A 20,499-nucleotide genomic window follows, 5' to 3' on the forward strand; every position below is an offset into this window, starting at 1 on the left:
CGCGTGCCGGCGCCCTGGTTCGCGCGTGCGATGCCGTCAGGAGCCGCGGTGGACGTCGCGTCGGTGTTCGATGCGGAGCACTACGACCTCCTGTAGAGCTTCGTTGATGCGGGACAGGACGCGGTAGGTGCCACGGCGTGCGGAGAAGATGCCAGCCAGGTCACCGCGCAGCGGCTTCCCGACGCGGTGTGGGTTGTCGAGTAGCGCACCGGTCAGGAACTCGACGACCGCCGCCGCGACTGCGTCGGGCAGGTGCTGTCGGATCGCCCTGGTGGCGGGTGGGGTCAAGACCAGTTCATAAGGCCCGCCGGGGCTCACGCGCGGAGAGCCCGAACAGCCCCGCTGCCGCGCACGACGTCGTCGCCGCGGTAGGCAGCGTCGGCTTCGCGGATGTCGGCTAGGGCCTGCGGGTCGCTGGGATCTCAAGGGTCTCTTCGAGTTGGGCCAGGTCGTCGGGACGGAGGATGACCGCGGCGGGACGGCCGTTGCGGGTGACGGTCACGCGGTCGTGCTCATGTTCGACCCGATCGACCACCTCGCTGAAGTGGTCTCGGACCTCCCGCAACGACTCGGTGCTCATGACCACAATTGTGGCGCACTCCAAGGGCCGGCGTAAGAAAGCGCCCCTACGAACGTGTGCCCCACTTCGCCGCGAGTCGCCCCAACACGAACACACCCATGGGCTCCCCTGATGGAACCCGATCCGTCCTCGGCGAAACCCAGACGGCCTTCGCGCCACTGATGGAAACTGGGAACGTTGTCGTGTGCGAGGAGTCGTCGGGGTTCCGTCTCTACTCGGTGTTTGGGCTGACGGTGGCGTTGGGCGGCGGCTCCGTCATTCTCCTGGGGGCGGTCGCTGCACATGACTCGGCCTCGTTTCCCCTGACCGTGATCGGGGGTGGGTGGGTGCTGGCGGGTTGGCTGGGATGGCAGCGGCGAGGCCGATCGGCGACCCGCATCGTTCTGGATGACGGGATCGTGACCTTCCTCGGGGCCAAGGTTCGTCGGGAGATTCCGGCTCGAGAACTCGCTGCGTTCCGGTGGCAGCGTCTCGACCCCAGCCACGTGGGAAGCAGTGTGTTCACGACCCTGGAGGGGGACACGATCCGATGTTCGCCTCGGATGACTGGCCTGCTCTCGCTGCTGGTGGAGCCAAAGGCGCAGAACCCGGGTCTCGCGACCCCGATGTAGCCGCTCGCCGGACCAGGAGAAACGCCGCCGCCGGCAGCGGACAGAGTGCGTCCTTCGGCCCCCTGGCGACGCGAGGTGAGGGGGCTGTGATGCCGTTGAGCGTGCCTAGGGTGGCTCTGTGGGCATCGCTCCTTCACTCTTGGCAGCGCAGGTGTTCGTTGCCGTCCGCGCAGGCGGCAACGCCGCATAGCAGCAGCCGATCGCAGGCGCCTGACATCCGAGGGCGATTGCACGGCTTTACGCTGGCCGCATGGGACTTCTGACCTTCAGCATCAACGTCACACTGGACGGCTGCGTCGACCACCAAGAGGGAGTCGCCGACGACGAGACACACGCCTTCTTCACCCGCCTCATGGACGAAGGCGGAGCGATGCTGTGGGGCCGCGCCACCTACGAGATGATGGAGAGTTACTGGCCGGCGGTCGCCCGCGGCGACGAGGAGGCGCCGCCGGCGATACGCGAGTGGGCAGTCAAGCTGGAGGCCAAGCCGAAGTACGTGGTGTCGTCGACGCGAACGGACTTCCCGTGGACCAACAGTCACCACATCACCGGCGACCTGGGCACGGCCGTGGAGGAGCTCAAGGATGTGAACCCCGCCGGCGTTCTCCTCGGGAGCGGCAAACTCGCGACCGAGCTGGACCGGCTGGATCTGATCGACGAGTACAAGTTCCTCGTCCACCCCAGGATCGCCGGCCACGGCCCGACCTTGTACCAGAGCGGGCTGCCCAGCACGCGACGGCTCGAGCTGGTCTCGGCGAAGTCGCTCGGCAACGGCGCGGTCGCGATGCACTACCGGCGCGGGCACTGACTCAGAGCAAGCCCACCGCGCCCAGCTCGCGAGCCAGGGCGTCGTCGGACGCGGCGAACCCACTGGCGTTCTACGTGTCCCAGTTGCTGCCGCTCAACGAATGCCCGTTCATAGCCGCGATGAGCAGTCTTTCCGCCGGCTGTCGACGCGACTCGAACGTAACTCTCATGGCAGCCGATGAGCGGTAGGTCGGCGCCTATCGTGATGAGCATGAATGCTCATCGAGGACCTCACAGGTCTCGCGGTCGTGGCGATTACCCAACGGGAACCAGGGATGCGCCGGTGAACTCCACGTCACCGACACCAATCACGGTGCCGGATCACCCCACCGACCACCACACCTTCGCGCATTGAGCAGTCTTGCCAGGTAGGCGACGACGGGTCTGACCCTCCCATCCCGGTCCTGAGCAGCCCATGGATCATCGGTGGCCACGTCCGGCGGTCGTGGATGCGCGCCGGGGCCGACCAGCCCTCTTCGCGTTCTCCTGCACATGGTGGATCTGGAAGCTAGAGTTCGTCGCGCCGCAGCCCCCGCCAAGCGTGCGGCGATGCAAGAGCAGTGCGTTGAACCAAGCGGAGAACAGTGTCCTAGGACGTCGCCATCAGGGAAAGGCGCCCAGCCAATCGTGTACGCCTCGACTGAGGGTTTGCCCGCGAGGCGTTCCTCCTTGAGCGGATGCCCCCGCCTATCTGGCGCGGTTGTCGTAGCCGTTGCGGTCGCGAGTTCGCTCGCCGGTTGCTCATGGACCAACGCGAACTCTGGCAACTCGGCAGTTACGTCGGCGACGACGCCCACAACAACCTCGAGACTCGACCGCTGGAACTCGGCCTACTCGTATCTGAGCGCGCAAACGAAGCCAACCCAGATCATGTGCACCTGGTTCAGCCACGCAGGCACGACTCCGTCGCCGTCACCGAAGCCGGCAAAGTTCTACGACTTCGCCAGCAAGGACCACTGGAAGAACCATCTCATCACGCGAAACGACCCTATTCCAAAGGGCACCTTTGAGATGTGCGAGGCGACAGTGCCGACCACCATCCCGTACGGGCCCGCGATCGAGACCTTCCTCAGTCGCTTCGGACTGGTCTTCGGCCCTAGCACGCACACCGCCGCCGGGCTCACCCCGATCGAAATCGCCTACGCCGGCCAGAACGCCAGCGATCCCGACATCATCTATCACGACAAACCGGGGCTGTTCGGCCTCGAAATGGCGCTTGGGGGACTCGGCACCACACCGTTCGTGCCCGGGACCAGCAAGATCATCCAACCCACCGATGACGCAACCGCTGCCCGATACCTGCGGTACGCGACCCCGCTCCTGAACTGGTACGGCTACCAGGGCTGACCCACAGGACCTCGGGCAGGTGGCGCCCACCGGGCGCAGCGTCGAACCCTACCCCTCATCCAATGCCTACCGTGTCGAGAGTGGCTACGCCCGCCCGACCATGCCGCTTGTCCGCGCTTGCCCTCATGGCTCCCTTCTGTGTCAAGACACGTTGGGGATGCCTATCCAGAGGATGCCGCAGCATTGCCAGAGCCGAGTGGTTCTCGCCCATGGCCTCGCATGAATCGTGGTCCGGGCCGTCGCAAAGGTTCTCGTGTTGTGGTTGTCGATCCGGAGGACGCAGCTCGACCGCCAACGGCTCTCTGGTCGTTCGTGCCCTGGTCGGTGGTCACAAACTCCCATCAGACTCGCTCGGTGTCGCCGCAAGGGCCACTAGCATTCGGGCGGCGGCGGCGATACCGGTCGCTTCGATCCCGTGCTCGTGGAGCAGCTCCCCGCGCCCGCCAGCGGGCACGAAGGATCGCTCGGGAAGAGCCATGCAGCGCACGGCGGGACCGCGGCCACAGCATGCGGTGCGCAGCGCACGGGCGACCTGTTCGCCGAAGCCTCCGGAGGGCGCACCGTCCTCGACGGTGACGACCACGCGGTACGACGCGGCGCGGGCCACCAGCTCGGGTTCGAGCGGAAGCAGCCACCGGGGATCCACCACGGTCGTCCCGATCCCGTCGGCCTCGAGCTGCGCTGCTGCGTCGAGCGCGGGCTCGGCCAGGGGCCCGGCCGCGACGACGAGTACGTCAGTCGCCGAGCCGATGGCGAGCACGTCCGCCGTGCCCCAGCGGTCTCGCGCGGGGATCTCCTCGATCGCAGTGCCGCGCGGGAACCGGAGCGCGGTCGGTCCGTCGTAGGCCACGCACTCACCGAGCAGCTCGCGCAGCCGGACGGCGTCTCGCGGCGCAGCGAGCCGAGCGCCGGGCACGAGCCCGAACAGCGCGATGTCCCAGATACCGTGGTGCGAGGCGCCGTCGGGGCCGGTGACCCCGGCCCGGTCGAGCACGAAGGTCACCGGCGCGCGGTGGAGCGCGGCGTCCATCAGTACCTGGTCGAAGGCGCGGTTGAGGAATGTCGCGTAGATCGCCACCACGGGGTGCAGACCCGCCGTTGCGAGGCCGACGGCCGACGTGACGGCGTGCTGCTCGGCGATCCCGACGTCGAAGACCCGGTCGGGGAAGCGCAGCGCGAAGGGGTGGAGCCCGGTGGGCCGGGTCATCGCCGCGGTCACCGCGACCAGGTCCGCCCGCTCTTCGCCGAGGCGCTCGAGCTCCTCGGCGAACACCGACGTCCACGCCGGGCCGCAGGGCCGATGCGAGTTCTCCGTCGGAGGGACCGTGTGGAGCCGGTCCGCCTCGTCCAGCTCGGCCGCCGGGTAGCCCTCGCCCTTGCGGGTCACGACGTGGACGACGACCGTGTGGTGGAGCGCGGCGGCCGCCCGGAGACCGCACTCGACGGCCTCGACATCGTGGCCGTCGAACGGCCCGACGTAGGCCAGGCCCAGCTCTTCGAACAGGTTGCCTCCGGCCGTGCCTTCGCGCAGCTCGGTGAGATGCGCGGGAAGGCGCCCCGCGGTCGGGTCGTACGACCTACCGTTGTCGTTGAGGACGACGACCACGGGCCGGTCGGGCGCGGCGCCGAGGTTGTTCAGCGCCTCCCACGCCATCCCGCCGGTGAGCGCGCCGTCACCGATCACCGCGACCACTCGCCGCTCGTGGGCGCCGGTCAGCCGGAAACCCTTGGCCAGCCCGTCGGCGTACGACAAAGACGTGGACGCGTGGGAGTTCTCGACCAGGTCGTGGACGCTCTCGGCGCGACTGGGGTAACCCGACAGCCCGCCGCGACGACGCAGGGTCGCGAACGCCTCACGACGCCCGGTGAGCAGCTTGTGCACGTAGCTCTGGTGCCCGGTGTCCCACACGATCGCGTCCCGGGGCGATCGGAACACCCGGTGCAGAACCAGGGTCAGCTCCACGACACCCAGGTTCGAGCCGAGATGGCCGCCGGCCGCCGTCACCGTGTCGACCAGCTCGGCCCGGATCTCCGCGGCCAGGCGCGGCAGGTCGGCGACCGGTACCCGGCGTACGTCGTCCGGGCAGGTGATGCCGGCCAGGAGCGAGCCGTCAGCCGGGTGCCCGAGGTGCTGGTGGACGGTCTCGACGACACTCATGCCGGGTCACGCCCCCACGGCAGCGCGGAACGATTCCCTCAGCGATCCCATCGTCGCCACCACGGCGGTGGGCTCGTAGCCGCAGTGCGCCATGCAGTTGGCGCACCGCGGATCCTTGCCGCGACCGTAGGAGTCCCAGTCGGTGTCGTCGATCAGCTCCTGGTACGTCGCGACGTACCCGTCGTCCATCAGGTAGCACGGCCGCTGCCAGCCCTTCAGCGAGTACAACGGGATCCCCCACGCGGTGCAGCCGAAGTCGACCTTGCCCTCGAGGAAGTCCAGGTACAGCGGCGAGTGGTTGAGGCGCCACCGCTTGCGCCGGCCGTCGGCGAAGGCCTTCTTGAACAGCTCGCGGGTCTCTTCGGGCCCGAGCCAGTGCTCCTGGTCCGGCGCCTTTTCGTAGGCGAACCCCGGCGAGATCTGCATGTTGTCGATGTGCAGCTCGTCGTTGAGGAAGTCCAGGACGTCGATGACGTCCTGTGGGGTGTCGGTGTCGAAGAACGTCGTGTTCGTCATCACCCGGAACCCGGCCTCCTGTGCCAGCTTGATGGCGGCCACGGCCTCGTCGAAGACGCCGTCCTTGCAGACCGAGGCGTCGTGCCGTTCGCGGAGCCCGTCGATGTGGACCATCCACGCGAAGTTCTTGTGCGGCTTGAACTTGTGCAGGTGCTTGGGCATGAGTACGGCGTTGGTGCACAGGAAGACGATCTTGTTGCGGGCCAGCAGCTGCCGGACGATCTCGTCGATGTCCTTGTGCATCAGCGGCTCGCCGCCGGCGATCGAGACCATCGGCGCGCCGGCCTCCTCGATCGCAGCCACCGCCTGCTCGACGGGCATCCGCTGCTTGAGCCAGTCGTGCGTCTGCTGGATCTTGCCGCAGCCGGCGCACGCGAGGTTGCACGCGTAGAGCGGTTCGAGCTCCACCAGGAGGGGGAACTTCTTGCGGCCCAGCACCTTCTGCTTCATCAGGTAGGCGCCGAGTCTCATCGACTGGCGCATGGGCATGCTCATGCGGTGGTCACCTCTTTCGGTAGCAAGAACGCAACGTCCTCGGTGGTGTCTCCGAGCTCGCACACCACGGTCCGGCCCAGGCCGGAGAGTGCGGCAACAAGAGCCTCGACCAGCACCGGCGGAGCCGATGCGCCGGCAGTGATGCCCACGCGGCGTACGCCAGCGAGCAGATCCAGGTCGACGTCCGAGGCGTCGTCGACGAGCCGGGCGGGAGTGCCCAGCGTCTCGCACACCTCGACGAGGCGCAGCGAGTTCGAGGAGTTCTGGGAGCCGATCACGATGACCAGGTCGGCCTCGCGGGCCACCCGGCTTACGGCGTGCTGGCGGTTCGTCGTGGCGTAGCAGATGTCGTCGCTGTGCGGGCCCTCGATCGCGGGGAACCGGCGACGGAGCACCTGCACGGTCTCCGCGGCCTCGTCCTGGGCCAGCGTGGTCTGCATGGCGTAGGCCAGCCGCTGGGGATCGGGGACCTCGACGGTCTCTGCCTCGCGCGCGTCGGCCACGACCAGTACCCGATCGGGTGCCTCGCCCCGGGTCCCGACGACCTCCTCGTGGTCGTGGTGCCCGATGAGCAGGACGGTGCTGTCGCGGGCGGCGAAGCGGCGTACCTCTTGGTGGACCTTGGAGACCAGCGGGCACGTCGCATCGATCACCTGAAGACCGCGTTGCTCCGCGGTACGCCGGACGGCGGGCGCGACGCCGTGAGCAGCCAGCACCAGCACGCTGCCTTCTGGGACCTCCTCGGCCTCCTCGACGAACACCGCGCCGCGGGCCTGCAGGTCGGCCACGACATGCCGGTTGTGCACGATCTGCCGGCGTACGTAGACCGGAGCTCCGAAGCGGTCGAGGGCTCGCTCGACGATCTCGATCGCCCTTTCGACCCCTGCGCAGAACGACCTCGGACCGGCCAGCAGGATCACGCGCTCCCCTACCGCGCCCGCCCACTGCTCGATGACCGGTGCTGCCGCGCGGAGCGCAGCCAGCGCCTTCACTCCGCGGAGGGGCATCCCCGGCCGCAGCAAGAGCCGGTCGGGCGCGTCGACGACGGCCCTCACCACCGCGTCCGACCCGTCGCGCGACAAGAGGAGGGCCGACTCGGTGTCGACCGCGATCGCGCCGGTGGCAGCCAGCGACTCCCGCTCTGCCGGGTCGTGGACGACGTGGTCGACGGTGACGACCGGGCCCAGGTGGACGCGGAGCCCACGGCGACGCAGGGCGCCGGCCAGCAGCGGGGCGACCGGGCAGGTCACGACGGTGTCGCCCCGGCGTACCTCGTTGGCGACGACCAGGTCGCCAGGTTCGATGCCGCTCACGAGCGCACCGGCCACGCCGGCGACGAGGACCGGACCGGGTCTCGGCTCACCCGTGGCGCGTCCGGTGCGGACCACCTCGACCAGCTCCGGGTCGATCCGGTCCCGCAGGGCCAGCCACTCCGAGCGCAGGGGCACACACACCGTGGGTCTCATCGGTCCCCCTCGCGGTCGAGGTCACGCACGGGATCCCGGGCCAGATAGCGGCCCAGCGCCCAGATCGGGAACACGAGCCGGTACAGGTGGTAGGCGATGTAGAAGTCGCCGGGGAAGCCGGTGCCGGTGTAGTGGTCCTCGTCCCAGGTGCCGTCGGGTCGCTGGGTGGAGACCAGGTAGCCGATCCCGCGCTCGACGGCCGCCGACCGCTCGTCGGCAGCCAGCAGGGCCAGGAGCGCCCACGCCGTCTGCGAGGGAGTGGAGTCACCCCGGCCGATCCAGGCAGGGTCGCGGTAGGACCGGAGGTCCTCGCCCCAGCCGCCGTCGTCGTTCTGGTGCTGCTCGAGCCAGCGGACCGCGCTCCGGATGCCGGCGTCCTGCGTCGAGACTCCGGCCGCGACCAGGGCGGGTACGACGGCGCCCGTGCCGTAGACGTGGTTCGCGCCCCATCGGCCGAACCACGAGCCGTCGGCCTCCTGGGACGCGGTCAGCCACTCCACACCCCGCCGGCACGGCTCCTCTTCGGCCCGGCCTTCGGCGGCGAGCATCTCGACCACGTGAGCGGTGACGTCCGCCGACGGCGGGTCGATGACGGCTCCGAAGTCGCAGAAGGGCAGGCCCTCGACGAGCGTGCGGGTGTTGTCCGCGTCGAAGGCGGCCCACCCGCCGTCGCGGGACTGCATGCCGGTGGTCCACGTGACCGCGCGGTCCAGGGCGGCCGTCAGCCGGCCCGGCGCGGACGGGTGCCGGACTCGCCGGAGCGCGAGGACGATCTCGGCCGTGTCGTCGATGTCAGGATAGGTGTCGTTGGCGAACTCGAAGGCCCAGCCGCCGCTGACCAGCTCGGGCCGGCGGATCTGCCAGTCGCCCCGCCGATCCCGCCCGGTGATCTGCTCGTCGAGCAGCCAGTCGGCCGCCCGTACGACGTCCGGGTCGTCGGCGGCGACGCCGGCGTCCAGCAGCGCACCGAGGGCCAGCGCGGTGTCCCAGACCGGAGACTGGCAGGCCTCCAGCCACCGGGCGGGTCCCTCGTCGGTCTCCGCGTGGACGGTGAACCCGTCGAGCCCGTCCAGTCCTGCCTGCATCGCCGGCGAGTCGAGGGAGTGCCCCCGCAGGTGCAGGGCGATCAGGGAGTACACCCATGGTGGCTGGATTCCGCCCCACCCACCGTCGGCCTCCTGCCGGTCGAGGATCCAACCCACGGCCTTGCGCAAGGCCCGCTCGCGCAGGTAGCGCAATGGCCGCCGGTGGTAGGCGTGGAGGAAGCGGTCGAGCCGCTGGAACACCCCGGCCAGACTCGTCACCCGCTCGAGACGTCGGGGCCGTCGGCCCGAGCGCAGCTCCCCGATGCCGATCTCGACCGGATGCACCGGCTGCAGGGCACTGACCACGGTCAGCGGCACGATCGTCTGCCGCGCCCAGCACCCCCAGTCGTAGATGTTCAGCGGCGCCCACCGCGGCAGGAACATGATCTCCGGCGGAAGCTGCGGACACTCGTCCCAGGACCAGAGGCCGAACAGCGCCAGCCACATGTGAGTGAAGACCCGCGCGTCCTCGACGCCGCCGGCCGCCTGGACGAACGCAGCGGCCCGGGCCAGGTGGTCGCACCCGGCCGCGTAACCGGCCATCCGCAGCGCCACCCAGGCCTCGACCGTTGTGGAGAGGTCGCCGGGACCGCCCGCGAACGTCGACCACGAGCCGTCGGCGTTCTGATGTGAGCGGATCCATCGCGCCGTCTGCTGGTCGGTCTCCGCCGTAGCGATCCCCAGGAAGTGGCGCAGCATCAGGTCCTCGGCGTCCATGGTCACGTTCGTCTCGAGGTCGCCCTTCCACCAGCCCTCGTCGTGCTGCCGGGCATGGAGGTGCTCGACGGCCGCGTCGAGCGCCAGCCGCGCGTCACCGAGACGGACGTCGACGGGATCCGAGCGGAGTGCTGTCACAGGTCACGCTCCACGACGAAGGCGGCGAGCCGGTCGAGCTCGGCCCGGTGCGCGAGGTCGAGACCGACGCCGGCGAGGGCGTTGTGTGCCAGGGCCACCCTGGCGAGAGCCTCTTCGTGAGCCCAGTGCCGGCCGCCGGCACGCTCGACCAGGTCGGCGGCCTGTCGCAGGTCGGCTTCGGTCGGCTCAGACGACGTGTCGGCCAGCCAGTCCGCCAGCTGACGGCCCGCCAGGCCGCCGTGGGTCGTCGCCCAGACGACCGGCATCGTCTTCTTCCGGGAGCGGAGGTCGCTGAAGACCGGCTTGCCGGTGCGCTCGGGCCAGCCCCAGATGCCGAGCAGGTCGTCGACGAGCTGGAACGCGATGCCGACCTCGGCCCCGAACTCGGCGAACGCGGCTGAGACCTCGGCGGGCGCGCCCGACAGAAGAGCCCCGAGCTCCGTGCTGACCGACAGCAGCGATCCGGTCTTGCCAGCCGCCATGTCGATGCACTGGGTGAGGGTCACGTCGTCGCGCCGCTCGAACGCGACGTCGAGCACCTGGCCGCGGATCAGCTCACGCGTGGCTAGGCTGAGGGAGCGTTCGGCTGCGGCCGCGTGAGGCGACCCGGACTCGGCGAGGATCTCGTGCGCGAGCGAGAGCAACGCGTCGCCGACCAGCACCGCGGTGGCGTCTCCCCAGATGCTCCAGACCGTCCGCCGGTGCCGGCGCTCGGTGTCGCGGTCCATCAGGTCGTCGTGGATCAACGAGAAGTTGTGGACGAGCTCGACCGCGACCGCCCCCGGGAGAAGATCCGCAGGAGCCCCCCCAAGCGACTCGCCGACGAGCATCAGCAGCCCTGGTCGCACCCCCTTCCCTCCGTTGCCGTCGACCGGCCGACCGTCCGAGTCGTTCCAGCCCAGGTGGTACGACGCGACCAGGCGGGTGTCGTCGTCCAGCCGGGACACCGCGTCCCGGAGCGCCGGCTCGACGAGCTCACGGCCACGGCCGACGACCGCGACGGCGGTCACGAGACCACCTCCAGGCGAGGCCGACCAGACAGGTCGGTGCGAGCGGACACCGAGGCGATCGCCGCCTCCCCGCTGCGTACGGCGCCCTCCATGGTCGCCGGCCAGCCGGTCGCGGTCCACGCTCCCGCGAGGTGCAGGCCGGCCAGAGGTGTGGTGGCCGGTGGCCGTAGCAGGGCGGACCCGGGGGCCGGACGGAACGTGGCATGCGGTTCACGGGTCACGAAGAACTCCTCGACCTCGGCTCGTGCGGACTCGGGAAGCAACCGGTGCAGGTGGGGCAGCGCCCAGTCGCGCAACTCGGCCACCGACCGACCGACCAAGGTGTCGGCGGCGGACAGCGAGAGGGCGAGATACTGACCGCGGCCACCTGACCCACCACCTGACCCACCGCCTGATGGACCCAGACCGGACTGGCTCGTCCGGTCGAACACCCACTGGAGCGGGCTGTCGACCGCCGCGACGAACGGCTCGTGCAGCACCCGACGGTCCAGGACCACGTGCAAGTTCAGGATGGGTGAGCTGCCCAGCGCGGCCGCCCAGCCCGCACCCGACGCGACGGCTCCCTGCGGCAGAAGCGCCTCAGCCGCGACGGGCGACGCCGCCACCACGACGTCGTCGTAGGTTCGGGTGTCGTGGGTGGTGCCGATCACCCAGCCGTCCGCCGTCGCCTCGAGCGAGTTGGCCCGGACGCCGAGCCGGACCTCGGCTCCGGCCTCCCGGAGCGCGGCTTCCGCGGCGTCGCCGTGGAGCTGTTGGAGCGGAACCCGAGACCAGCCGATGTCGGCCGCCGACGCCTCGCCGAGCAGGCCGATCTGGAAGACCATCGCGGCCAGCGCCAGGGACGCTTCCGAGGCGGGGGCGTTGAGGGTGGCGATGCCGACGAGGTCCCACAGGGCCTCGACAGCTCGGGCGCCTTGCCCGTGCTCGGCGAGCCAGGCGCCGAAGGTCGTGTCGTCGGCCGCCCGGTCCCCGCGATCGACCCGCCCCAAGGCCAGAGCCGCCGTCGCGGCACGCACCCGGGCGGTGGGCGACAGCCAGCGGTAGGTCAGCAGTGAGCGGGAGAGGTGCAGCGGCGCGGGCAGTCCGCTGCGGTGGAGGCGGCCGACGCCGGGCCGCGCCTCGCTGCGGACCGGAACGTCGAGGCGCGGCTGCAGCTCGATCTGGTCGGAGACGCCGAGCCGCTCGAGCAGCCGCAGGTACGACGTGCAGCAGCGCAGGAAGACATGCTGCCCGTTGTCGACCCACAGGTCGCCCCGTCGGAAGGAGTGCGTGAGCCCGCCGAGGCGCGGCCGCGCCTCGACCAGGGTGACTCGGCAGCCGGCGTCGGCGAGGCCGAGCGCGGTGGTGATGCCGGCGAGACCGCCCCCCACGACCGCAACGCGGGCAGCGCTCTCCCCCCTCATCGGCGGACCCTCCCGCGCGACCCGGCAGCCAGCGAGCCCATCGCCACCCGAGCCTTCTCCAGGCCACCGAGCGAGAGCCGTCGGTCGTACACCGCGACCGGGTCGGCCTCGATCCGCTGGAGCAGGTGGTGGTAGATCCCGGCCATCGCCAGGCACGAGGCAGCACTGCGCCGGTCCAGATGCGGCACCAGCCGCATGCCGAGGCCGTACCAGTCCTCCGCCCGGGTGGCGGCGTACCGGATGTAGCCGGCGAGGCGTCCCTGGCGGTCGTCGAGCGCGCCGGCGTCGTCGAGCCGCAGCTCGACGCCGTGCCGCTCGAGCTCGTCGGCGGGGAGATAGACCCGCCCGTTCAGCAGGTCCTCACGGATGTCACGCAGGATGTTCGTCTGCTGGAGCGCGACACCCAGCTGGTCGGCGTACCTGGGGGCGAGGGTTTCCACGCTGTCGGGACGCCCGCCACTGCCGAAGACCGAGAGACACAGCCGGCCGACGGATCCGGCCACAAGGCGGCAGTAGCGCACCAGCTCGTCGAAGTCGGCGATCCGCACGTCGCCCAGGTCCAGCTCGACGCCGTCGACGATCTCCTCGAATGCCTCGATCGGGACCGGGTAGCGGCGCGCTGCGTCGGCGACGGCGACGTACACCGGGTGAGTCGACTCGTCCAGCGAGCCGAGCGCCTTGCGCACGGCAGCAAGGGCCTCGCGCTTCTCGGCGAGAGGAAGGTCGCCGTCGCCGATGTCGTCGATCCGCCGGGCCAGCGCATACAAGGCGCACAGGGCGTCCCGCTTCCCAGGTGGCAGCAGCCGGATGCCGTAGAAGAAGTTACGGGCCTCCGTCCGGGTGATGTCGGCGCAGGTCTGGTACGCCTCCCCCAGCGTGCCGTGAGGGACGAAGGAGCTCCGGGACAGGCTCACGCGACCGCCTTCCGGCCCCGGCCGGTGACCAGCAGTCGCAGCAGCGCCGCCGCCGTACCGCGGGTGGAGGGGGCGGTCGGCCGGGCCAGCACGTCCCCCCCGGTACGACGCAGTGCCGACACGGTGGCCTCTCCTCCGGCGACGAAGCCGCCCACGCAGAGGCGCGCCCACCCGTGCAGCCGCCCGACCAGCGGGGCACCCTCGGCGAGTAGACGAGCGGCCCGGTCGGTCTCGAACCGCATCAGGGCCGCGAGGGCGGGAGCAGCCCCGGAGCCCAGGAGGTCGTCCTCGCCGACGGCGTACCGCGCGAGGTCCTCCCGAGGCAGATAGATCCGCCCGGCCCGCCGGTCCTCGGCGACGTCCTGCCAGTGCTCGAGCAACTGCAGCGCCGTACACACCTGATCCGACAGCTCCGGGTTCGTGCCCGCGTGCTCGCCGAACAGGTACAGCACGATCCGCCCGATCGGGTCGGCGCTGAGCCGGCAGTACCCGAGCAGCGCAGCGTACGTCGGATAGCGGGTCACCCGCTGGTCGCGGATGTTCGCCTCGACCAGACGGTGGAACCACTCCTCGGGAACCCGCTCCGGCACCCCGGCACGGGCCAGGCGCTCGAACACCACCCGGTCGCCGGTGGAGCCTGCGGCGTCCAGACCCTGTCGAAGGGTCGAGGCCATGGGACGGCCGGACCAGGTGCGGATCACGGCATCGTCGAGCTCGCCCAGTCGGGCAAGCCTGTCGCCGGGCCAGGAGTCCCCCGCCTCGTCGACGGTGCGCGCGAACGCGTAGACGGCGTGCAGCGCCTCGCGGTGGTGTCGCGGGAGGATCCGAAGGGCGACGGGAAAGTTCTCCCCCGTCTCCCGGGCACGCAGCGCCGCGGTCGAGGGCACACCATCACGGTGGCCAGCGACCTCCCCATGCAGCGTCACCATCCCAGAGTGCATCCACCCCCCGCGTCAGTTCTGCCCCCTGGTGCGAAGATCCTGTGGTGACGGATTGTCACGAACGTACAACCGGCAGGCCCGAGAGCGGACATGGTCTCCGGTTGAACCGCTCAGGAAGGTCTGCGGGATGAGCATCACTCACCACGCCAAGGACGTCCTCAGCGAGGCTCTGGCCGAGCGCATGCCAGAGCTCCTCGACGAGGTGCGCCTCGGTCTGCGCGACGGCTGGCCCGACTACGCCGAGTTCCTCGACCACGACCGCGAGGGCGTCGCCGAGGCGGCACGACTGTTCGTGGACCGGCTCTTCGACGTCCCCGCGATCCACGAGACCTCATCGGCACTCCGGGCGGGTGACGAGACCCTGCACCTGGTCTTCGAGCAGCTCGGCCGCCGCCAGCTCCAGCTCAGCAACGACCTCACCCGTCTGCTCACGGCGTTCCAGTTCGGCTCCCGGGTGGCCTGGAAGCATGTCTCGGCCGTGGCGCTGGAGTGTGAGTTCCGGCCCGCGGAGCTCGCGGCTCTTGCCGACGCCGTCTTCGGCTTCGTCAACAAGCTCTCCTTCGCGGCGGCTCGCGGCTACGTGCTCGAGCAGGTGGAGGACGCCCGGGCGCGCGAGCGGAACCGAGAGGAGCTCGCCAGCCTTCTGCTCAGCGGACGGGCCAGCGCGCAGGCGGTCCGGGTCGCGGCTCTGCGGGCCGGCTGGCGAGTCCCCGACACGGCTGCGGTCGTGCTGGCCGATCCGGACGACGACGTCGCCCGGCACACGCTCGAGCGACTGGGCCCCGACGCGCTGCGCTTCGCCGACGGCGGGCGCTACGGCGCGATCGTGCCGGAGTCGGCCGACCGCGCCGGTCGCGTCCACCTGCGCAGGATCCTGGAGGGCGCCCGCGCGGTGGTCGGGTCCGTGGTCTCACTCGACCTGCTGCCGCGCAGCGCCGAGGTCGCGCTGGTCGCCGCCCGGCTGCGACGTGAGGGACGCCTGGAGGGCGACCCCGTGTTCGCCGACGAACACCTCGACACCGTGGTCGTCTGGCGCGACTCGGGCCTGCTGACGGCCCTCCGGCGCCAGGTGCTCGCCCCCCTCGACGATGTCACCGGCCACACCCACGACCGGCTCATCGAGACGCTGCGGTGCTGGCTCAAGCACCAGGGCGACCGTGCACGCGTGGCCGAGGAGCTGAAGGTCCACCCGCAGACCGTGCGCTACCGGCTGGCCCAGCTGCGCGAGCTCTTCGACGGCGAGCTGGACGACCCGACCTCACGCGCCCGGCTGTTCCTCGCCCTGCAGTGGGGAGACTGAGCTCGGTTCAGGGGCAGGTTGGCGGTGCGGGGTGGCGGCGCGTCCGCCACCGTCCCGGTCCCTAGAACCCAAGCCCCCATGAAACGTGGCTAGCTCACCGCACCCCCGGGTCGATACGCGGCCGTCTCGTCGTCCAGCTCGGCGAACCGCCGCCCGAAAGCGTCGGCGAGGTCCCCGACCTCGAGCAGGTCGGGATCGGTGGCCAGTCCAAGCCCGAGTACGCCGTGCCAGCTCAGCGCGCCGAGTGCGAGCGGCGTGCCAGGTGCTATCGGCAGGATCGGGTAGACCTGACGGAGCGGATGGCCCAGCAGCCCGAGCTCCTCGATGGGTCCGGGCATGTTGGAGACGACCAGGTGCAGGAAGCGGGCGCCGTACACCGTCCGGGCGAACCACGCGGCGCACGGCTCGGGAAGGAGCCTCAGCCCGGTCGCCATCACGAAGCGCGCGGCCAGCGCGCGGGTCGGCCGCCGCAGGCGCTGGGTACGCCGAGTCACCACTGCGAGCAGCTCGTCGAACGACCCGGACCCGACCGGGACCGAGACGATGATCGCGGACGTGGCGTTGCCCTGGGCCCCGGTGTCAGGGGCACGGAGCATGAGAGGGACCGAGACCCGCAGACTGCCGCCCGCCCGTTGGACGAGTCCGGGTGCGACCCGGCTCACGGCGTCGACGGTGACGGCGATGACGAGGTCCGTCACGCGGGCTCCCCTGGCCGACGCCGCTCGGCGTACGCAGTCGAGTCCGACGTCAACGACGGCGAACCCGCGCCGCGACGACGGCTCCCCCACGGCTCCCGCCCGGCCGTCGGTCGCCAGCTGGGCAAGCCCCAGGGTGACCGCCGCGGCACGCGCCAGCCGTCCCGGACCGGAACGTGGCGGCACCGGGAGCGGCAGCAGGGGGTCGAACAGGCGCATCGCGTTCATCACCGTGCCGATGCCGTCCGCGACGGCGTGGTGCACCAGCAGGACCAGTGCGGACGCCGCCGGCTGCCCGGGAGCTGCGACTCCTCGGACCATCAGCACCCGCCACAGCGGACGGCCCCGCGGAAGTGGATCCTGGGCAAGCTCGCCCAGCAGGCGCTGGAGACCCGTTGGCCCCTCCACGCGGGTCTCGGTCACGTGGGCGTCGACGTCGACGTCGACGTCGTCGTCTTCGATCCATCGCGGACGCCGCCACCTCGACGGCGTGACGAGCCGCTGTCGGAAACGCGGGATCGGCACCAGTCGGTGGGACACCAGGGCGCGCACGTCGGTTAGCGACGGGTCGTCGCCGGATGCGTCGAGCAGGGCGAGCCCGCCGACGTGCTGGGCGGCGCCGGTGGACTCGACGTGCAGGAAGAAGGCGTCGTTCGAGGCCACCACCTCGCCCGGCGGACCATCGTGGAACAAGTGCGAGATGCGCTCGGCGATCAGCACGACCGGCACCGCGGCGAGCGCGTCCAGCAGGAAGTGGTTCGCGGTGGCCAGCACCACGTACAACGTGAGCAGGACGTGCACGGCGCTGAGCAACTGGGCCGACCGCCTCGCCGTGAGCCGGGCCAGCACGACGCTGACCCACAGCGCCCAACCGATGTGGAGCGAGGGCATCGCCGCCAACTGGTTGGCGGTGTCGACAGGGCCCGAACCCCAGGACCCGACGGTCCCTCGACGCGTGACGGTGTCCACGAAGCCCTGGTCGGCCAGCATCCGCGGGGGCGCCGTCGGGAACAGCCAGAACGCCGCGAACGCCAGCAGGTTGAGGACCAGGAAGGAGTCCCGCGCGTAGGCCCACACCTCCGGGCGGCGCACCCAGACCCAGACCAGGACCAGTGCGGCACTGAGGATGTAGGTGTAGGCGTACTCGTAGTCGGCCAGGATCGAGAGCACTCGGTGCGTCTGGAGCCAGCCGTTGAGTGTCCACTCCAGGTCGAGGTGCAGGTGCCGCTCGAGATCCAGGACCGCCCGGCCGTGCCGGACGGCGGCCGCGTGCCGAGCCGCGCTCTGGTCACGGTCGACCAGGAGATAGACCCCGAAGAGGGCCAGGCCCACCAGCAGCTGTCCGAGCAGAGCCGGCCGGCGGACCCCGAATCCGACGTTCGCCACCACGTGGCGAACGTATCAAGCCGCGTCGGGAAGCCTGCGGGCACCGAACCGGACGGTCACGCCCTCGATGCGGTGGAGCCGGGTCCAGCCGAAGTAGGAGCAGGCCGCGATCGACAGCGCCGTCAACAGACCCGACAACACCCCGCGCGAGAAGATCCCCGCCACCAGGCCGAAGTGCAGGACGCCGATGCTCATGCCGGCATCGAGCAGACGAGAGACACCCCACAGCACGGAGACCTGGACGAACATCCGGTGCACGCGCGCATCGGAGACCAGGCCACTGGGGAAGTGCACGAAGTCCTGGGCCAGCCGCAGCGTGATCGGGCGGCCGACCAGGGCGCTGCCAATGAAGAGCATCGCCATCACCATGGAACCCGCGATGGGCTGCAGCAGGAACACGTACACGCTGGACAGCGCGAGGGCGATGGCGGTGCGGGCGACGAGCATGGTGATCGCGAGCAGCAGGGTGCCGGGGACCCGACGTACCGTCATCAGCCGGACGGCGACTGTGAGGACACACCAGCCGAGGACCGCCACCAGTCCGGTCAGACCGCCGACGGTGACCACGCAGGCATACAGCAGCAGAGTCGGCACGATCACGGTCTCGAGTAAGAGTCGGCCTCCGCGCATCAGGGCGGGCCGCATCTGACCCAGTTCGATGATGTGCTCGGCAACGGCGTCCTGGCGGGCTCCGGAGGTCATCGATCCACTATGACACGGCCTTCGCTGCCTCGTCCGTGGTTCGGCTGAGCCAGACCTCTGCGGACGGCGATCCGGCGAGGGCGATGGCACCGGCGACCACGAGCAGACCCGCCACGACGACGCCCGACACGGTCTGGGCACTAGAGGGCAGGGCCACCGGGAAGGCCAGGACGCCGATCGCGTAACTCGCGATCGGGTTCGCGGTCTCCTTGGTCGCCACCGCCCAGGGCAACGGACCGTTCGCGAAGGCGCCCTGGCCCAGGACCAGTCCCAGGATCGTCGACGCGGCCAGCGCGTAGCCCACCCAGTCGCGGGCGGTGTAGGCGATGCCATGGTTGACCAGGTCGTCGGTCGTGAGCGTGATGAACACCGCGGTCATTGCGAAGCAGAGCCCCGCACACGAGGCCGCCACCACGACGAGCATTCCCGGACCGACCCGCGAAGCGATCGGGATCAGCACCGCGATCGCGGCGACGGCGGCGAGGGCGGCGACGATGATCCGGTCGCGATCCGGGTGTCCCGGCAGGGTCCTGACGTGAACGACGACGAGCAGCACGATCAGCCCGGCCGAGATGCACAACGCGCCCGCCCAGTCTCGCAACCGCGGCCTGGTTCGCTGCTCGAACGACGCCATCGGCAGGGCGAACAGCAGCTGGGTGGCGAGCATCGGCTGGACCGTCGCGACCGAGCCCACGTGGAGGGCCAGGGCCTGGGTGGCGAAGCCGAGCAGGTTGACGACCCACCCGCCGAGCCAGACCGGGTCGCGGACGAGCTTCGACATCAGGGCGTAGGCCCCTGTGGCGACGGAGTGTCCCTCGCGCCGAGTCTGGCGCGCCGCCTTCTGCTGGAAGTACGCCGACAGCGCGAACAGGAACGCGACGACGAGACCGAGCAACGGGGCCACCACGGCCGAACTCATGGTGTGTCCCGGTGACGCCTTATCCGCGTCGGCTCCCCGAAGCGCGCCGACATCCGGTGGAAGACGCCGGGCGCGGTGGCTCGCAGGGCGGGGGGGACGCGGAGCCAGCCCGGCACCCAGACCTCGTCGCGGTCATGGGCGACCGCGCGCACGAGCGACTCCGCCACAGTCTCAGGGGTCACCGGACGCGGGAGCCGGCGCTTCGGAGGGCCACCGCGTCCGTCAAAGAACGGCGTGTCCACCACGCCGGGCACCACAGTGGTCACGCCGACACCCGTGCCATGCAGCTCGAGCCGCAGGCTCCCGGCGAACGCGTCGAGCCCGGCCTTGGCAGCGGCGTACACCGCCTCCCCTGCGACACCGACCCGGCCAGCGACGGAGGAGACGAGCACCACCCGGCCGCGGTCGCGCTCGACCATGCCAGGCAGCAGGGCCCTGACCAGTCGCACCGGAGCCGTAAGGTCGAGCGCGATCAGCCGTTCGATGTCGTCCACCGACAGGTCGCAGAACGGAGCCGTCAGACCAGCCCCGGCGCTGCAGACCAGCACGTCGACACGCCCGTGGACGGCCGCCGCGTCGGCGGCGAGAGTCTCCGGCGCCTCCTCGGTCAGCAGGTCGGCGACGAGCGGAGTGCCTCCAGCTCGGCGAGCCACCTCACGGGTGCGACAAGGGTCGCGGCCGTGCACGAGCATCCGGCAGCCCCGGCGTGCCAGGGTCAGCGTCACGCAACGACCGATTCCTGAGGATGCGCCCGTGACGAGCGCGACGCTGCCGTCCAGGCGCACGACGTCCCCTTCCGTACTCCCACCCAACCTCTAGTAACCGTTCGACATTCCGCCCGATCCGAACCTCCGGACGTGCTCGCGAGCCCGACGACGACAGGATCCCCAATTGCGGTGACGTGCCTTCGGTGCAGGAGGCAAGCTGAGACCGCACTTTGCCAGGGAGCTCAGCGCCACGCAGCCTGGCATCGTCGTACCACGGTTGCGCTCATGCGGGATGTCGGCTCTAAACGGGGCCACTTGCGATTCGACAGACTTCGGGACCAACGGCCATCGCGGCAGCGGGGTGACCGGTGGCTCGTCCGAGCTGGAAGGTCTGCCGACGCTTGCCGAGTTTCAGCAGTGCGGATCGAGCATGTCCACAACCACACCCGGGCATCACGCGGCAAGGTTGCGACGGAGCGGCATGAGTGGGATCAGCGGGCGACCAGGTCATCAGGCGAAGCCAGCGGGATTCGCCTCGCAGGGGCGGCGAAGCATCTTCCACTGACGTCGAGTCGCGTCGAGGCCGCTGCGAGAGCATCCAG

At 70.6% G+C, this 20,499-nt stretch carries 17 protein-coding genes; 3 read left to right on the forward strand and 14 right to left on the reverse strand.

Translation table 11 applies throughout. The features are described from left to right. Window positions 1-36: 36 nt before the first annotated feature. Window positions 37-318: a type II toxin-antitoxin system RelE/ParE family toxin gene (locus VHW64_RS09165; RefSeq protein ID WP_329650232.1), complete on the reverse strand. Its 282-nt coding sequence runs from the start codon at window positions 316-318 to the stop codon at window positions 37-39. Window positions 319-397: 79 nt separating this feature from the next. After that, entirely contained in the window at window positions 398-580 is a 183-nt protein-coding gene (locus VHW64_RS09170) for a type II toxin-antitoxin system Phd/YefM family antitoxin (RefSeq protein ID WP_329650233.1), read from the reverse strand. A gap of 861 nt (window positions 581-1,441) precedes the next feature. On the opposite strand from VHW64_RS09170, the gene VHW64_RS09175 reads away from it, so the two are divergent. Both VHW64_RS09175 and VHW64_RS09180 read left to right on the forward strand, forming a co-directional pair. Further along, the gene (locus VHW64_RS09175) at window positions 1,442-1,999 is read left to right on the forward strand and encodes a dihydrofolate reductase family protein (RefSeq protein WP_329650234.1); all 558 of its coding nucleotides are present in this window, start codon (window positions 1,442-1,444) and stop codon (window positions 1,997-1,999) included. Window positions 2,000-2,868: 869 nt separating this feature from the next. Then, complete coding sequence (locus tag VHW64_RS09180; RefSeq protein ID WP_329650235.1) at window positions 2,869-3,345, forward strand: hypothetical protein; 477 nt, start codon at window positions 2,869-2,871, stop codon at window positions 3,343-3,345. A 328-nt stretch (window positions 3,346-3,673) separates the two neighbouring features. On the opposite strand, the gene VHW64_RS09185 is transcribed toward VHW64_RS09180, so the two are convergent. Genes VHW64_RS09185 through hpnC form a run of 8 tightly spaced genes read right to left on the reverse strand, consistent with a single transcriptional unit; the run spans window position 3,674 to window position 14,134 of the window. Next, a complete protein-coding gene (locus tag VHW64_RS09185; protein ID WP_329650236.1) occupies window positions 3,674-5,503 on the reverse strand; it encodes a 1-deoxy-D-xylulose-5-phosphate synthase in 1,830 nt (609 codons plus the stop codon). A gap of 6 nt (window positions 5,504-5,509) precedes the next feature. Next, window positions 5,510-6,514: an adenosyl-hopene transferase HpnH gene (gene hpnH / locus VHW64_RS09190; RefSeq protein WP_329650237.1), complete on the reverse strand. Its 1,005-nt coding sequence runs from the start codon at window positions 6,512-6,514 to the stop codon at window positions 5,510-5,512. Continuing rightward, complete coding sequence (gene ispH / locus VHW64_RS09195; protein ID WP_329650238.1) at window positions 6,511-7,980, reverse strand: 4-hydroxy-3-methylbut-2-enyl diphosphate reductase; 1,470 nt, start codon at window positions 7,978-7,980, stop codon at window positions 6,511-6,513. The genes hpnH and ispH overlap by 4 nt, the downstream gene beginning before the upstream one ends. Continuing rightward, window positions 7,977-9,920, reverse strand: coding sequence for a squalene--hopene cyclase (gene shc, locus VHW64_RS09200; protein WP_329650239.1), 1,944 nt, complete (start codon window positions 9,918-9,920; stop codon window positions 7,977-7,979). The genes ispH and shc overlap by 4 nt, the downstream gene beginning before the upstream one ends. Continuing rightward, complete coding sequence (locus VHW64_RS09205) at window positions 9,917-10,930, reverse strand: polyprenyl synthetase family protein (RefSeq protein ID WP_329650240.1); 1,014 nt, start codon at window positions 10,928-10,930, stop codon at window positions 9,917-9,919. The genes shc and VHW64_RS09205 overlap by 4 nt, the downstream gene beginning before the upstream one ends. Then, on the reverse strand, window positions 10,927-12,333 hold the full coding sequence (hpnE, locus tag VHW64_RS09210) for a hydroxysqualene dehydroxylase HpnE (protein WP_329650241.1): 1,407 nt from the start codon (window positions 12,331-12,333) through the stop codon (window positions 10,927-10,929). Before hpnE ends, VHW64_RS09205 begins: the two co-directional genes overlap by 4 nt. Then, the gene (gene hpnD, locus VHW64_RS09215) at window positions 12,330-13,247 is read right to left on the reverse strand and encodes a presqualene diphosphate synthase HpnD (RefSeq protein ID WP_329650242.1); all 918 of its coding nucleotides are present in this window, start codon (window positions 13,245-13,247) and stop codon (window positions 12,330-12,332) included. Before hpnD ends, hpnE begins: the two co-directional genes overlap by 4 nt. Continuing rightward, window positions 13,244-14,134, reverse strand: coding sequence for a squalene synthase HpnC (gene hpnC / locus VHW64_RS09220; protein WP_329650243.1), 891 nt, complete (start codon window positions 14,132-14,134; stop codon window positions 13,244-13,246). The genes hpnD and hpnC overlap by 4 nt, the downstream gene beginning before the upstream one ends. Window positions 14,135-14,315: 181 nt before the next feature. Here hpnC and VHW64_RS09225 point away from each other — a divergent pair, with 181 nt between their 5' ends. Beyond that, a complete protein-coding gene (locus tag VHW64_RS09225) occupies window positions 14,316-15,488 on the forward strand; it encodes a helix-turn-helix domain-containing protein (protein WP_329650244.1) in 1,173 nt (390 codons plus the stop codon). Window positions 15,489-15,577: 89 nt separating this feature from the next. Here the strand turns inward: VHW64_RS09225 and VHW64_RS09230 are convergent, their stop codons facing one another. Genes VHW64_RS09230 through VHW64_RS09245 form a run of 4 tightly spaced genes read right to left on the reverse strand, consistent with a single transcriptional unit; the run spans window position 15,578 to window position 19,975 of the window. Continuing rightward, a complete protein-coding gene (locus tag VHW64_RS09230; protein ID WP_329650245.1) occupies window positions 15,578-17,572 on the reverse strand; it encodes a bifunctional phosphatase PAP2/O-acyltransferase family protein in 1,995 nt (664 codons plus the stop codon). A gap of 12 nt (window positions 17,573-17,584) precedes the next feature. Further along, complete coding sequence (locus tag VHW64_RS09235; RefSeq protein WP_329650246.1) at window positions 17,585-18,271, reverse strand: hypothetical protein; 687 nt, start codon at window positions 18,269-18,271, stop codon at window positions 17,585-17,587. Between the two features lie 7 nt (window positions 18,272-18,278). Further along, window positions 18,279-19,190: a DMT family transporter gene (locus VHW64_RS09240; protein WP_329650247.1), complete on the reverse strand. Its 912-nt coding sequence runs from the start codon at window positions 19,188-19,190 to the stop codon at window positions 18,279-18,281. Further along, complete coding sequence (locus VHW64_RS09245; RefSeq protein WP_329650248.1) at window positions 19,187-19,975, reverse strand: SDR family NAD(P)-dependent oxidoreductase; 789 nt, start codon at window positions 19,973-19,975, stop codon at window positions 19,187-19,189. Before VHW64_RS09245 ends, VHW64_RS09240 begins: the two co-directional genes overlap by 4 nt. Window positions 19,976-20,499 lie beyond the last annotated feature (524 nt).

The organism is Nocardioides sp., from assembly GCF_036267815.1.
GTDB lineage: Bacteria > Actinomycetota > Actinomycetes > Propionibacteriales > Nocardioidaceae > Nocardioides.